Genomic DNA, 12,884 nt, shown 5'->3' on the forward strand with positions numbered 1-12,884 from the left:
CTGTCTCCCCAGGTAATTGCTCCATGACATGCATAGCAGAGGCGCTCACCTCTGAGAGCTTCTCTACCGATGGAGAGAGCCGTGCGCCCCCCGGCCCAGAGGGCCGGGGGGCGCTCAAAAGCGGCTGTTACGTGGTCGAGAAGGCCGCGTCGAAGGCCGTGGTCGGCGGGGTGATGGAGTTGAGGGTGCGGATGTAGGACAGTGCCTCCTTGGCCCCGTCCAGCCGGTCCATCCCCGCGTCCTCCCACTCGATCGAGATCGGACCTTCGTACCCGATCGAGTTCAGCGCCCTGAAGCAGTCCTCCCACGGCACGTCGCCGCGGCCGGTCGAGACGAAGTCCCAGCCTCGGCGCATGTCCGCCCACGGCAGGTGCGACGACAGGCGGCCCTTGCGGCCGTCGCCGACCCGGACCCGCGTGTCCTTGCAGTCCACGTGGTAGATGCGGTCCTTGAAGTCGAGGATGAAGCCGACCGGGTCGATGTCCTGCCACACCATGTGGGAGGGGTCCCAGTTGAGGCCGAACGCGGGCCGGTGGCCGATGGCCTCCAGGGTGCGCACGGTGGTGTGGTAGTCGTAGGCGATCTCGCTCGGGTGCACCTCGTGCGCGAAACGCACCCCGACCTCGTCGAAGACGTCGAGGATCGGGTTCCAGCGGTCGGCGAAGTCCTGGTAGCCGGCGTCCACCATGGAGGCGGGCACCGGCGGGAACATCGCGACCGTGTGCCAGATCGACGAGCCCGTGAAGCCCACCACGGTGTCCACGCCGAGCAGCGCGGCGGCGCGGGCGGTGTTCTTCAGGTCCTCGGCCGCCGCCTGGCGCACGGACTCGGGGTCACCCGAGCCCCAGATGCGCGCCGGGAGGATGGCCTTGTGCCGCTCGTCGATGGGATGGTCGCACACGGCCTGGCCCACGAGGTGGTTGGAGATCGTCCATACCTTCAGGCCGTGCTTGTCCAGTTGCGCGCGCTTCTGCTCCACGTACGACGGGTCCGACACGGCCTGGGCCACGTCGAAGTGGTCACCCGAGCAGGCGATCTCCAGGCCGTCGTAGCCCCATTCGGCCGCCAGCCTGCACACCTCCTCGAAGGGCAGGTCGGCCCACTGTCCCGTGAACAGCGTGACTGGTCTCATCAGTCCTCCACGTCCGTGTAGCGGCTACCCTCAGCCGCGCTGCGCTCGACCGCCTCCAGCACCCGCTGCACCCGCAGCCCGTCGGCGAACGAGGGCGTCGGGTCGGCTCCGGTGGCGACCGCTTCCAGGAAGTCCTTGATCTCGTGGGTGAAGGTGTGCTCGTAGCCGAGTCCGTGGCCGGGCGGCCACCAGGCGCCGACGTACGGGTGGTCGGGCTCGGTGACCAGGATGCGCTCGAAGCCGCCGCCGTCGGCGCTGTACCAGAGCTCGTTCATCGCCTCGAAGTCGAAGGCCAGGCTGCCGCGCGAGCCGTTGATCTCGATGCGCATCGCGTTCTTGCGCCCGTTGGCGAAGCGGGTGGCCTCGAAGGAGGCCACCGCGCCGCCCGACAGCCGGCCGATGAACAGCGCGGCGTCGTCGACGGTGACGGTGCCGCGGGCGGAGGAGCCAGTGGCGCCCAGCCCCGCCGACTCCGCCGCCAGCGGCCGCTCCTTGATGAACGTCTCCGTCAGCGCGGACACGCCCACCACGTTCTGGCCGGTGATGAACTGGGCGGCGTCGACGATGTGCGAGCCGATGTCACCCAGCGCGCCGGCGCCCGCCTTGTCCTTCTGCAGCCGCCAGACCAGCGGGAACTCCGGATCGACGATCCAATCCTGCAGGTACGCGGCGCGTACGTGCCTGATCTCGCCGATCCGGCCCTCCTCGACGTACCGGCGGGCGAGCGCGATCGCGGGCACCCGCCGGTAGTTGAAGGCCACCATGCTCTTGCCCGGCGCCACGGCGGCGGCCGCCACCATGGCCTCGGCCTCGGCCACGGTGTTGGCCAGCGGCTTCTCGCAGAGTACGTGCTTGCCGGCCTGCAACGCGGCGATGGCGATCTCGGCGTGGGAGTCGCCCGGCGTGCAGATGTCGACGATCTGCACGTCGTCGCGCTTGACCAGCTCTCTCCAGTCCGTCTCGACGGCGTCCCAGCCGAGCTGCGCGGCGGCCGCCTCGGTGCGCTCCTTGGACCTGCCGGAGAGCACCGCCATGCGCGGTGCCAGCGGCAGGTCGAAGAAGGCGCCCACGCTTCGCCAGGCTTGGGAGTGGACACGGCCCATGAAGGCGTAGCCGACCATGCCCACGCCGATGGTGGTTCTGTCTGACATGCAACCCCCGATCAGGATCAGGACTCGAAGCCGAGCGCCAGGTACTTCTCGACGTTGTCCTTGGTGATGGTCTCGGACGCGAGTGTGATCGACTGGGGAACCTGGTTCTCCACCAGATCACTCATGCCCTTCCCCTGTGCTATCAGACGCGCCAGCTTGATCGCCGAGGAGGCCATGGTCGGGCTGTAGGTGACCGTCGCCTTGAGCACGGACGTGCCCGTCTGGATCTCCTTCATCGCGTTCAGCGATCCGGCGCCGCCGACCATGATGAACTCGTTGCGGTTCGCCTCCTTGATGGCGGCGAGCACGCCCACGCCCTGGTCGTCGTCGTGGTTCCAGAGCGCGTCGATCTTCTTGTGCGCCTGGAGCAGCGAGGTGGCCACCTCGTTGCCGGTCTCGACGGTGAACTGGGCGTCCTGCTGGGCCGTGACCTTGAACCCGTACGTCTTGAGCGCGTCGGCGAAGCCCTTGCTGCGGTCCTGGGTCAGGGGGAGCGTGGCGATGCCCTGGATCTCGACGATCACGGGGTTCGTCACGTTCTTGCTCTTGAGCTCCTTGCCGATGTAGTGGCCGGCGGCCACGCCCATGCCGTAGTTGTCGCCGCCGATCCAGGTCCGGTAGGCGAGCTTGTCGGGGAAGATGCGGTCGAGGTTGATCACCGGGATACCCGCCTCGGTGGCCTGCAGCGCGACCTGGTTGAGCTGCTGGCCGTCGTTGGGCAGGATCACCAGCGCGTTCACCTTGGCCGCGATCAGCGACTCGACCGCGGAGATCTGCTGGTTGATGTCGTTGGTGGGCTCGACGGGCTTGAACTCGATGTCGGAATACTGCTTGGCGGCGCTCTCGGCGTTCTTGGCGATGGCCGCGATCCAGCCGTGGTCGGCGGCCGGGGCCGAGAATCCGATCACGACCTTGGTGCCCGGCTGGTCGTTGCCACCGGTCGCCTGGGCCGGAGCCGGGGCCGCGCTCGACGGAGCGGCCGCCGGCTCGTTGCTGGTGCAGCCGGTCGCTAAGAGAACGGCTCCGCCGAGACCGCCGACGAGGAATCCCCTGCGCGCGACGTTGTCACTCATGGTGCTCTCTCCTTCAGGTTCCGCCGCTGGAGAAGGACGGCGACGACGATGATCAGGCCCTTGGCGATCAGCTGGTCGCTGGTGTTGAGGCCGTTGAGGATGAACAGGTTGGTGATGAGGGTGAAGATCAGCAGGCCCAGGATGGAGCCCATGATCGTGCCTCGCCCTCCGGTGAGCAGCGTGCCGCCGATGATCACCGCGGCGATCGCGTCGAGCTCGTACAGGTCGCCGTGGGTGGACGAGCCGGTGGTGGTGCGCGCCATGATCAGGATGGCCGCGATGCCGCAGCACAGCCCGGACAGGGCGTAGAGCAGCATCGTGTGCCTGCGCACGTCGATGCCGGCCAGGCGGGCCGCCTCGGGGTTGCCGCCGACCGCGTACGTACGCCGCCCGAACGTCGTGCGGTTGAGCAGCACCCACCCGAGTATCACGACGAGGGCGAAGACGTAGACGAGCAGCGGGATGCCGGCCACGCGGGTGGTCGACAGATCCACGATGGCCGCGTTGTCGGACGAGATCAGCTGCGTCTTGCGGTCGGACATGCGCTGAGCCAGGCCGCGCGCGGCCACCAGCATGGCCAGCGTGGCGATGAACGGCACCAGCCGCCCGTAGGCGATCAGCCACCCGTTGACCAGCCCCGCCCCGGTGCCGACGAGGATCGCGCAGATCGACATCACCACCGGCCCGTACGACTGCGTGGCCAGCGTCGTCGCCCAGACCGAGGCCAGAGCCATGATCGCGCCCACCGACAGGTCGATGCCGCCGCCGATGATGACGAACGTGGCCCCGACCGTGATCACGCCGATGGTGGCCGCCAGCGACAGGATGCTGATCAGGTTGGAGGCGGTCGCGAAGTTGTCCGGCCGGGTGACCAGGCCGACCACGACCAGCAGCGCCAGCGCGCCGAACAGGCCGAGGTGGCGCATCTCTCCGACGCCGCGGATCGACGGCAGTGACAGGGCGGCCGTCTTCCCCGGGGGCCGGTCCGTCGTGGGCTCGCTCATCACGCCGCCCTCCCATTCATGATCATGTCCAGTACACGGTGCTCGTCCAGCCCTTCGGCCTCGCCCTCGTGGATGACGGCCCCTTCGCGCAGCACGAGCACCCGGTCCGCCAGGCCGAGCACCTCGGGCACCTCGCTGGAGACCAGGAGCACGCCGATGCCCTGCTCGGCGAGGTCGTGGATGACCGCGTACAGCTCGGCCCTGGCGCCCACGTCCACGCCTCTGGTCGGTTCGTCGAGCAGGAGCAGCTTGGTGCCGCCGAGCAGCCAGCGGGCGAGCACGGCCTTCTGCTGGTTGCCGCCCGACAGGGTGCGGATCGGGCGTTCCGGGTCGGGTGGCCGGATATCGAGCATTTCGGAAAGGCGCTTGGCCTCGTCCAGCTCACGTTTGCGGTCGATCCAGCCGAACTTGGAGAAGCCCGGCAGGGTGCCCAGCGTGATGTTGGCAGTCACGCTCTGGTCGAGGAGCAGGGCCTGGGCCTTGCGTTCCTCGGGGGCCAGGCCCATGCCGCGCTTGACCGTGCCGACGACGCCGCGGCGCACCGGGCGGCCTTCGAGCAGGACGCGGCCCGAGGCGGGGCGGGCGCCGTACACGGCTTCGAGGATCTCCGAGCGGCCCGAGCCGACGAGCCCGGCCAGGCCCACGATCTCGCCCGCCCGCACCGAGAACGAGACGTCGGAGAAGACGCCGGGCGAGGTGAGGTTCTCCACGCGCAGCACCTCCTCGCCCGGCTCGCGGCCGCCCCTGGGCGGGAAGACGTACTCGACGTTCCTGCCCGTCATCAGAGAGACGATCTGCGTGGTCGGGGTCTCGCTCGCGGACAGGCCGACGGCGACCGTACGGCCGTCCTTCAGCACCGTGACCCGGTCGCCGATCTCGCGGATCTCCTCCAGGCGGTGGGAGATGTAGACCACGGCCACACCCTGGGCGGTGAGCTCGCGGATGATGCGGAAGAGGTTGGCCACCTCGTCGTGGGCGAGGGCGGCGGACGGCTCGTCCATGATGATCAGGCGCGCGTCGTGCGAGAGCGCGCGGGCCATCGAGACGACCTGCTTGGCCGCCGGCGACAGCCGGCCGACCTCGGCCGACGGGCGGATCTCCGGATGGCCCAGGCGTTCGAGCACCTCGCGCGCGGCGCGCCTGCCCTCGCCTCTGTTGACGAAGCCCAGGCGGGCGTGCTCGTGGCCGAGGAAGATGTTCTCGGCCACGCTGAGCCCGTCGACCAGGTCGAGTTCCTGGTAGATGGTGGCGAAGCCGAGTTTGATGGCGTCGATGGGGCTCCCGGGACGTACTTCGCTCCCGTTGAACAAAATGGTGCCCTCGTCCGGCTGGTGCACTCCGGCGAGCACTTTGATCAGGGTGGATTTTCCGGCGCCGTTCTGGCCGAGCAGGCAGTGCACCTCGCCCGCGCGTACGTCCAGATCGACCCCGTCCAGCGCGCGCACGCCGGGGAACTGCTTGACGATGCCCTGCATGACCAGCATCGGAAGTCCCTTTCAGGCGTTGACGATGCGGTTGATGTTGTCGGGTGACAGATAGTGCTCGATCGCTAGGATTCCGGCGCCGAGCGCGGCGGCGTTGATGCCGGTACGGCTCGGCGTGATGGACAGATGGTGCGTGGCCAGCGGCAGCGATCTGCGGTAGACCGTCTCCCTGATCCCGGCCAGCAGATGCTCGTGCACCCGCGACAGCGCGCCGCCGATGACGATGACCTCGGGGTTGAAGAAGTTGACCAGGCCGGCCAGCACCTCGCCGATCAGCCGGCCGGCCTCCCTGACCAGGCGCAGCGCCTGCGTGTCGCCCGCCTGCACGAGCGCCACCACGTCGCCTCCCGACTCGGCCGACAGGCCCAGCTCGCTCAGCCTCCGCGCGATCGCGGCCCCACCGGCCACGGCTTCGAGGCAGGCGCTGTTGCCGCACCGGCAGCCGGCGTCGTCGTGGCCGCTGACCCGGATGTGCCCGATGTCGCCGGCCGAGCCCTGGGCGCCCCGGTGGAGCGTGCCCTCGGCGATGATGCCGCAGCCGATGCCGGTGCCGACCTTGACGAACAGCAGGTGGCCGGCGCCGGGGAAGGCGTTGCGGTGCTCGCCCAGCGCCATCACGTTGACGTCGTTGTCCACCAAGACCTCGACGCCGTCGAAGTACTCGGGGACGGGGTAGTCGTTCCAGCCCGGCATGATCGGCGGGTTGTTCGGCCGTCCGGTGGCGAACTCCACCGGCCCCGGCACGCCGATGCCGATGGCCCGCAGCGCGGAACGGGGCCGTCCGACCCGGTCGAGCAGGTGGTCGAGCCGCTGGTCCACGTGGGCGAGCACCGTCTCAGGGCCCTCCCCGATCAGCAGCCCGTCCTCGCACTCGGCCAGCACCTCGCCCGAGATGTCCATCAGCGCCACCCGGCAGTGCGTGGCACCGAGGTCCACGCCGGCGAAGGCGTGCTCCTCGGTGTGCAGGCGCAGCTGGCGCGGCGGTCGGCCGCCGGTGGACTCGCCGCTCTCGGTCTCCTCGACGAGTCCGCGTTCGATCAGCGCGTCGACGCGCTGGGAGATCGTGGATCTGGCCAGGCCGGTCAGCTTCGCCAGATCGGAACGGGTCGTCGCGGAGCCCGCACTGATCAGTGTCAGCACGTCGCCGGCGGAGCCCGGCAGGGGGGTCATGCCGCGACAATAAGATCACCGATGCGGCAAATCAAGAGTGATAATCGACCAAACTCCCCCAACTTCCGCCGGAGATCGAACAAAGGCGGGGTTCCAACCCGTTCGTATCGACATTTCCGACATCGGGCGGACGTGCGAAGCGCCGGCCCCTGTCAGGGGACCGGCGCCCGGAAAACCCGGCTTCACCTGGGGCGGAGCCCGACGCGGCGGCACGTGGAGGTGGTTCGCGACCGCGGCGCAGTCAGATCGTCGCGGACGGCGACGGCCCGGTCAGAGCGCCGCGACCGGCCGCGATACCGTTACCGCCTCGTTAACAGCCACGACACCGCCCTAGCCCCGTCAGAGCACCGTCAGAGCACCGTCGTCAGAGCATCGCCTTCATCGAGTCGCCGGCCGTCAGCACGTACGGCTGCTCGGCCATGACCGCCCCCCAGTTGGCCTCGATCGCCTCGGGCGTGACGTCGTCGGTCTTCCAGCCGGGCCCCTCGGCCACGAACACCCGCGCCACCCGCCCGCCGCCGACGGTGAAGACCTCACCGCTGGCCTCGCACGACTCGTGCACGAGATAGGCGACCAGCGCGCTGACCCGCTCGGGCGTGAACTTGGCCTCGAACTCGGCCGGCAGCAGCGCCTCCGTCATCCGGGTCCAGGCGACGGGGGCGATCGCGTTGGCCTTGATGCCGTTGCGCGCGCCCTCGATGCCGATCGTCTTGGTCAGGCCGACCAGGCCCATCTTGGCGGTGGAGTAGTTGGCCTGCCCGAAGTTGCCGAAGAGCCCTGCCGGGCTGGAGGTGTTGACGACGCGCCCGTAACCGGCCGCCTTCATCAGCGGGTAAGCGGCCTGGCTGACCAGGTACGAGCCGCGTACGTGCACGGCCAGCACCGCGTCGAACTCCTCGACCGTCATCTTCCCGAACGACTTGTCGCGCAGGATGCCCGCGTTGTTGACGACGATGTCGACCTTGCCGAACGCGTCCACCGCCGCCTGGACGACGGCCCTGGCCCCTTCGGGCGTGGAGATGTCGTCGGCGTTGGCCACCGCCTGGCCGCCGTTCTTCGTGATGAGGTCGGCGACCTCGGCGGCCGGCCCCGTCGAGGCGCCCGTGCCGTCGAGCGCGCCGCCGAGGTCGTTGACGACGACCTTGGCGCCCCGCTCGGCCAGCAGGAGGGCGTGTGACTTGCCGAGGCCGTGCCCGGCCCCCGTGATGATCGCGACCCTGTCATCGAACCGAAGCATCGAACCTCCCGCGCAGGAGAACAACATTCTAGTATGAGTACGATAACCGCCTCAGGGCTTCAGCCACAGGTCCGGCTCACCCGCCTGCCGCACTACCCGTCCCTTCGCCTCCAACCACGCCAGGTGAGCCAGCGTCTCGTTGTTGGCCGAGCGCCGCATGAACGGCGGGATCGTCTCCCACGGCCGCGACCAGGTCAACCGGGTGGCCACCTCCCAGCACGACGACGCCCCTGCCGCGCCGAGCACCCGTTCGATCTCGGCCAGCCGCTCGTCGTGGTGCGCCATCACGGTGTCCACCCGTTCGGCCAGTTCGAGGAAGCGGAACTCGTGCGCGGGCAGCACCTCGTCCACGTCCAGCTTGCGTACGGCGGCCAGTGAGTCGAGGTAGTCGGCCAGCGGGTTGGGCCCCGACTGGGGGTGCACGGCCACGATGGGCGTGATCTTCGCCAGCACGTGGTCACCCGAGAACAGCACCTTGCGCTCGGGAGAGACGAAGCACAGGTGGCCGGGCGAGTGTCCTGGCGTCCAGACGGCCCGCAGGTCCCAGCCGGGCAGGCCGAGTTCCTCGCCGTCCTCGATCAGCCGGTCGGGCCTGGCCATCGAGACCATGTGCCTGATCATCATGGACGCCCCCGCCAGCTCGTCCAGGGTCAGCTCGGGGACGCCGCAGCGCTGCAGCAGCGCCCGCTCGCGCTGGACGAGGGAGTCGATGGCCGCGTCGTCGTAGCGTTCGCGCACCAGGCGGGCGTCCGCGGGATGCAGCGCGATCCAGGCGCCGGACATCTCGCGGACCCGTCCGGCCAGGCCGTAGTGGTCGGGGTGGATGTGGGTGACGAGCACGCCCTTGACGTCGGTGATCGCGTACCCGGCCACGCCCAGGCCCGCGACGAGCGCGTCGTACGCCTCGTCGGTGTTCCAGCCGGCGTCGATGATCGCCACGCCGTCGGGCAGTTCGAGGACGTAGACCAGCACGTACCGGAGGGGGTTGATCGGGATCGGCACCGGGACCGACCACACTCCCGGCCGTACCCGCTCGACGTCCGGGATCGTCCCGCCTACCCACGCCTCCCGCTGCGCCGCGTTCGAGGGTGTCACCACAAATTTCGCCACACGCCCGAATATAGTTCTGCGCCCGAATCGTGTTCTACTGGGGTCATGAAGCCGAGCCGCGAGTTCGACGCCGATGGCCGCTTCGTCCGGCAGCCCAACCGTTTCACCGATCGCCTGGGCCCGCCCGAGCCCGGCCGCTACCGGCTCTACGCCTCCTACGCCTGCCCGTGGGCCCAGCGGGTGCTGATCGTCCGCGCGCTCCTCGGCCTGGAGGACCTGCTGGACGTCACGATTGTGGACCCCATCAGGGACGAGAAGGGCTGGCGCGTCCCTGGCGGCGACCCGGAATACCTGTCGGAGCTCTACCTCGCCACCGACCCCGACTACACGGGCCGCTACACCGTCCCCTGCATCTGGGACACCCAGGACAAGCGGATCGTCACCAACGACTTCCCCCAGATCACCCTCGACCTGGAGACGTCATGGGGGACCTCCCCCGACCTCTATCCGGAACGCCTGCGCCCCGACATCGACATCATGAACGACCGCCTCTACCACGGCCTCAACAACGCGGTCTACGAGGCCGGCTTCTCCCGTGACCAGCAGGTGTACGAGGAGGCGGTCGCGCGGGTGTTCACCACCCTCGACTTCCTGGAGGTGCGCCTGGCCGGGTCGGAGCACCTCTTCGACACGCTCACCGACAGCGATGTGCGCCTCTACACGACTCTGGCCAGGTTCGACGCGGTCTATCACACGCACTTCAAGTGCTCGGTCCGCCGGCTGGTGGACTATCCGGCACTCTGGGCGTACGCGCGCCGGCTGCATGCCATCCCGGCCTTCGGCGAAACCACCGACTTCGACCAGATCAAGCGTCATTACTACCTCACCCAGCCCGGCATCAACCCGAGCCGGATCGTGCCGGTAGGACCTGATCTGGACTGGAGCTTGTGACCACCCCGACCAGGGGCATCCGGACGAACACCAGCACCGAGACCAGCGCCACCGCCGCCGTGATCCCCCACGCCACCGGCAGGCCGGCCTGGGCGGCCAGGGCGCCGAGCGCGAGGTTGGCCGCGGCCCCGCCGCCCTGAAGGGACAGCGAACTGGTCGAGGTGACCGTGGTGCGCTCGGCGGCGGTGACCGCTTTGTGGGTCATCTCCAGGCACAGCACGCCCGCCACCGCGAGGCCCACGAAGAGCGCGACGTAGGCCAGCCCGGCGCTCACCAGCCCCGCGGCGCCGCGGAGGTCCGCCGTGGCGGCCAGCGCGGCGACCGAGAGCGCCATCAGCACCGTCCCCGCGATGGCGCCCCGCGCGGAGCCGCCCGCCAGCCGCGCCGCGCGGGGCGCGAGCGAACTGCCCGCCGCGCTGCCGGCGAACCCGAGCGCCGCCACCACCGCGTAGGCCAGGCTGCCGCGCTCGGCCGTGCCCGCCAGCTCGGCCAGCCGGCCGGGCGTGAGCAGCTCGATGCCGGTCAGGACGACGCCGGAGACGACGGCGGCGAGCATGAGCCGGCGCAGCACCGCGCCCCGCAGCGCGAGCCTGACGCCACCCGCCACCGTGGCGGGAACCTCGCGCAGGACGCCGCCGAACGAGCGGCGCTCGTGGGCCGGCTCGGGCATCGCGATGAGCACCACCACCAGCAGCACCAGCGCCGCCACCGCGCCCACCATGGACGGCGCGGCCAGCGGGAAGATCAGCGAGGGCGGCACCAGGAGCGGCAGGGCGCCACCCGCCAGCACGCCCACGCACAGGGCCACGGACTCCATCGCGCTGCCCCCGGCCAGGCCCGGTTTGAGGTCGGCGTCCCGGCCCTCGATGCCGTGCAGCGTGTCGACGTACCAGGAGGTGGCCGGGCCGCTGGACAGCGCCCTGGCCACGCCCTTCAGCACGCCGCTCGCCACGAACATCCAGAACGTCGTGGACACGCTGATCAGCGCGAGCGCCGCCACCGTGACCGCGGCCGAGGCGGCCAGCACCACGCGCCGCCCCACGACGTCGGCGAAGCCGCCCGTGGGCAGCTCCAGGCAGACGGCCACGAGCGAGTAGACGGTGATCACCAGGCCGATCTGGGCCAGGCCGAGCCCCCTCTCGCTCATCAGCAGCACCATGCCGGCCGCCATGAGCCCCACGGGCAGCCAGGTCAGGAAGCTGACGAGCAGGTAACGCCGGTACGCCGATCGCGCGGTCATGATGATCTCTCCTCCCGGGCTCTGGGGAAGCCCCCCACCCAGATCCGTACCTGCTCGATGTCGGGAGCCCCCGCGTGGCGGGCGGTCAGCTCGCGCAGGATCTCCTCCGTGCGCGCCATGAACTCCGCCAGCCCGGCCGGCGGCAGCTCGGCGATGTGGTCGCTCATGCCGGCCGTCTCCACCCACTCAGGAGACCACTCGGCCTCGTCGAACTCCTGCACGACCTGCCCGAGCGCCTCGGCCTGCCACAGCCGCATGACCTTGATCACCTCGCGCCCCTCAGGGGTGTCGGACATCTCCCTGCTGTTCCACGAGGTGTAGCGGTGGCGCGCCCGCCAGCGGCGCTCACGGCCGTCGCGCCGGTCGTCGTCCTCCTCGATGAAGCCGAACTTGAACAGCTCGCGGAGGTGGTAGCTGGTCGAGCCGGAGCTCTCGCCCATCTTGCGGCCGAGCTCGCTCGCGGTGGCCGGGCCGTCGGCGCGCAGCAGACCGAGCAGGCGGGCCCGCAGCGGATGGGTGACCGCCCTGAGCACCTGCGGGTCGGTGATCTTGTACGACTCCTGCATACGACCGACGATAAACCGCAAAGCGAATTTTGCAAAGTGAATTTTGCGGTTTCCGCTCCCGGGTTCCCCGGCTTCTAAACTGTGGGGATGCTCGACGACATCTGGGTGGACGACTCCGTCCTCGCCCTGCGACCCGACTTCGCGGTGCTGGTCATGACCGCGCACGGCCTGAACAACGGGCCCACCGACGACCGCACCCGGGCCTGGCTGGCCGAGGCGTCCGAGGTGGAGGTGCAGACGGACAAGATCGACGCCTGGAAGGACGCCTACCGCGCCTTCGGCGCCAAGCCGCAGCGCACCCGGCCCTCGGTCGACGCGCTCACCCGCCGCATGCCGCTGCCGGAGATCAACCGCGCGGTCGACGCGTACAACTCGATCAGCGTCAAGCACGCGCTGCCCATCGGCGGCGAGGACCTCGACCGCTACGTCGGCCCGGCCCGGCTGGTCAGGGCCGCCGGCGACGAGCCGTCGGAGGAGGCGCTCGGGCAGCCCGAGCCCGGCGAGGTGATCTGGCGCGACGACGCCGGCGTCACCTGCCGCCGGTGGAACTGGCGCCAGGTGGTGCGCACGCGCCTCACCGAGGAGACCACCAACGCGATCTTCCTGCTCGAACGCCTGGAACCCATGTCACTGGAGGAGCTCAAGCAGGCCGGCGAGGAGCTGGCGGACCTCCTGTCCGAGTTGTCCCCAGAGGTACGGATCACCACCAGGCTGCTTTCTGGCGGGAAATAAACCTCAGGCATCGACGTTGATACCAAAGAGTAATAAATGGCGCACTACCCGGATTGACTAGGCGAGCGTGACCTCTCCGCGCTGTCCTGAGAGG

At 69.7% G+C, this 12,884-nt stretch carries 12 protein-coding genes; 2 read left to right on the top strand and 10 right to left on the bottom strand.

Annotated elements, in window-relative coordinates; genetic code table 11:
* Nucleotides 1-127: 127 nt before the first annotated feature.
* The 8 genes from AB0C27_RS27255 to AB0C27_RS27290 all read right to left on the bottom strand — a co-directional run bounded on the left by AB0C27_RS27255 (nt 128) and on the right by AB0C27_RS27290 (nt 9,361).
* A complete protein-coding gene (locus AB0C27_RS27255) occupies nt 128-1,135 on the bottom strand; it encodes a sugar phosphate isomerase/epimerase family protein (protein WP_346111742.1) in 1,008 nt (335 codons plus the stop codon).
* Nucleotides 1,132-2,283, bottom strand: coding sequence for a Gfo/Idh/MocA family oxidoreductase (locus AB0C27_RS27260; protein ID WP_346111729.1), 1,152 nt, complete (start codon nt 2,281-2,283; stop codon nt 1,132-1,134). Before AB0C27_RS27260 ends, AB0C27_RS27255 begins: the two co-directional genes overlap by 4 nt.
* A gap of 17 nt (nt 2,284-2,300) precedes the next feature.
* Nucleotides 2,301-3,356 carry a substrate-binding domain-containing protein gene (locus AB0C27_RS27265; protein ID WP_357848802.1) on the bottom strand — a complete coding sequence of 352 codons (1,056 nt, stop codon included), beginning with the start codon at nt 3,354-3,356 and terminating at the stop codon, nt 2,301-2,303.
* A complete protein-coding gene (locus AB0C27_RS27270) occupies nt 3,353-4,360 on the bottom strand; it encodes an ABC transporter permease (RefSeq protein ID WP_357848805.1) in 1,008 nt (335 codons plus the stop codon). Before AB0C27_RS27270 ends, AB0C27_RS27265 begins: the two co-directional genes overlap by 4 nt.
* Complete coding sequence (locus AB0C27_RS27275) at nt 4,360-5,844, bottom strand: sugar ABC transporter ATP-binding protein (RefSeq protein ID WP_357848807.1); 1,485 nt, start codon at nt 5,842-5,844, stop codon at nt 4,360-4,362. The genes AB0C27_RS27270 and AB0C27_RS27275 overlap by 1 nt, the downstream gene beginning before the upstream one ends.
* Nucleotides 5,845-5,856: 12 nt before the next feature.
* Nucleotides 5,857-7,014 carry an ROK family transcriptional regulator gene (locus AB0C27_RS27280; protein WP_357848810.1) on the bottom strand — a complete coding sequence of 386 codons (1,158 nt, stop codon included), beginning with the start codon at nt 7,012-7,014 and terminating at the stop codon, nt 5,857-5,859.
* A gap of 364 nt (nt 7,015-7,378) precedes the next feature.
* A complete protein-coding gene (locus AB0C27_RS27285) occupies nt 7,379-8,251 on the bottom strand; it encodes an SDR family NAD(P)-dependent oxidoreductase (RefSeq protein ID WP_357848813.1) in 873 nt (290 codons plus the stop codon).
* A gap of 51 nt (nt 8,252-8,302) precedes the next feature.
* On the bottom strand, nt 8,303-9,361 hold the full coding sequence (locus AB0C27_RS27290; RefSeq protein WP_357848816.1) for an MBL fold metallo-hydrolase: 1,059 nt from the start codon (nt 9,359-9,361) through the stop codon (nt 8,303-8,305).
* A 45-nt stretch (nt 9,362-9,406) separates the two neighbouring features.
* Here AB0C27_RS27290 and AB0C27_RS27295 point away from each other — a divergent pair, with 45 nt between their 5' ends.
* Nucleotides 9,407-10,252 (top strand): glutathione S-transferase C-terminal domain-containing protein, encoded by an 846-nt coding sequence (locus AB0C27_RS27295; RefSeq protein WP_357848819.1) that lies wholly within the window; start codon nt 9,407-9,409, stop codon nt 10,250-10,252.
* On the opposite strand, the gene AB0C27_RS27300 is transcribed toward AB0C27_RS27295, so the two are convergent.
* Both AB0C27_RS27300 and AB0C27_RS27305 read right to left on the bottom strand, forming a co-directional pair.
* Nucleotides 10,200-11,492 (bottom strand): MFS transporter, encoded by a 1,293-nt coding sequence (locus AB0C27_RS27300; RefSeq protein WP_357848822.1) that lies wholly within the window; start codon nt 11,490-11,492, stop codon nt 10,200-10,202. The genes AB0C27_RS27295 and AB0C27_RS27300 overlap by 53 nt on opposite strands.
* Entirely contained in the window at nt 11,489-12,058 is a 570-nt protein-coding gene (locus AB0C27_RS27305; protein ID WP_357848825.1) for a helix-turn-helix domain-containing protein, read from the bottom strand. The genes AB0C27_RS27300 and AB0C27_RS27305 overlap by 4 nt, the downstream gene beginning before the upstream one ends.
* 87 nt (nt 12,059-12,145) lie before the next feature.
* Here AB0C27_RS27305 and AB0C27_RS27310 point away from each other — a divergent pair, with 87 nt between their 5' ends.
* Complete coding sequence (locus tag AB0C27_RS27310; protein WP_357848828.1) at nt 12,146-12,790, top strand: phenylalanine--tRNA ligase beta subunit-related protein; 645 nt, start codon at nt 12,146-12,148, stop codon at nt 12,788-12,790.
* The last annotated feature ends 94 nt before the right edge of the window (nt 12,791-12,884 follow it).

This window comes from Nonomuraea sp. NPDC048882 (assembly GCF_040649755.1).
GTDB lineage: Bacteria > Actinomycetota > Actinomycetes > Streptosporangiales > Streptosporangiaceae > Nonomuraea > Nonomuraea maheshkhaliensis.

What these genes read in the sequence shown, in the direction of transcription:
- AB0C27_RS27295 (WP_357848819.1), top strand. Translation starts at nt 9,407, where the DNA reads ATGAAGCCGAGCCGCGAGTTCGACGCCGATGGCCGCTTCGTCCGGCAG.
- AB0C27_RS27285 (WP_357848813.1), bottom strand. Translation starts at nt 8,251, where the DNA reads ATGCTTCGGTTCGATGACAGGGTCGCGATCATCACGGGGGCCGGGCAC.
- AB0C27_RS27275 (WP_357848807.1), bottom strand. Translation starts at nt 5,844, where the DNA reads ATGCTGGTCATGCAGGGCATCGTCAAGCAGTTCCCCGGCGTGCGCGCG.
- AB0C27_RS27265 (WP_357848802.1), bottom strand. Translation starts at nt 3,356, where the DNA reads ATGAGTGACAACGTCGCGCGCAGGGGATTCCTCGTCGGCGGTCTCGGC.
- AB0C27_RS27310 (WP_357848828.1), top strand. Translation starts at nt 12,146, where the DNA reads ATGCTCGACGACATCTGGGTGGACGACTCCGTCCTCGCCCTGCGACCC.
- AB0C27_RS27270 (WP_357848805.1), bottom strand. Translation starts at nt 4,360, where the DNA reads ATGAGCGAGCCCACGACGGACCGGCCCCCGGGGAAGACGGCCGCCCTG.
- AB0C27_RS27280 (WP_357848810.1), bottom strand. Translation starts at nt 7,014, where the DNA reads ATGACCCCCCTGCCGGGCTCCGCCGGCGACGTGCTGACACTGATCAGT.
- AB0C27_RS27305 (WP_357848825.1), bottom strand. Translation starts at nt 12,058, where the DNA reads ATGCAGGAGTCGTACAAGATCACCGACCCGCAGGTGCTCAGGGCGGTC.
- AB0C27_RS27260 (WP_346111729.1), bottom strand. Translation starts at nt 2,283, where the DNA reads ATGTCAGACAGAACCACCATCGGCGTGGGCATGGTCGGCTACGCCTTC.
- AB0C27_RS27300 (WP_357848822.1), bottom strand. Translation starts at nt 11,492, where the DNA reads ATGACCGCGCGATCGGCGTACCGGCGTTACCTGCTCGTCAGCTTCCTG.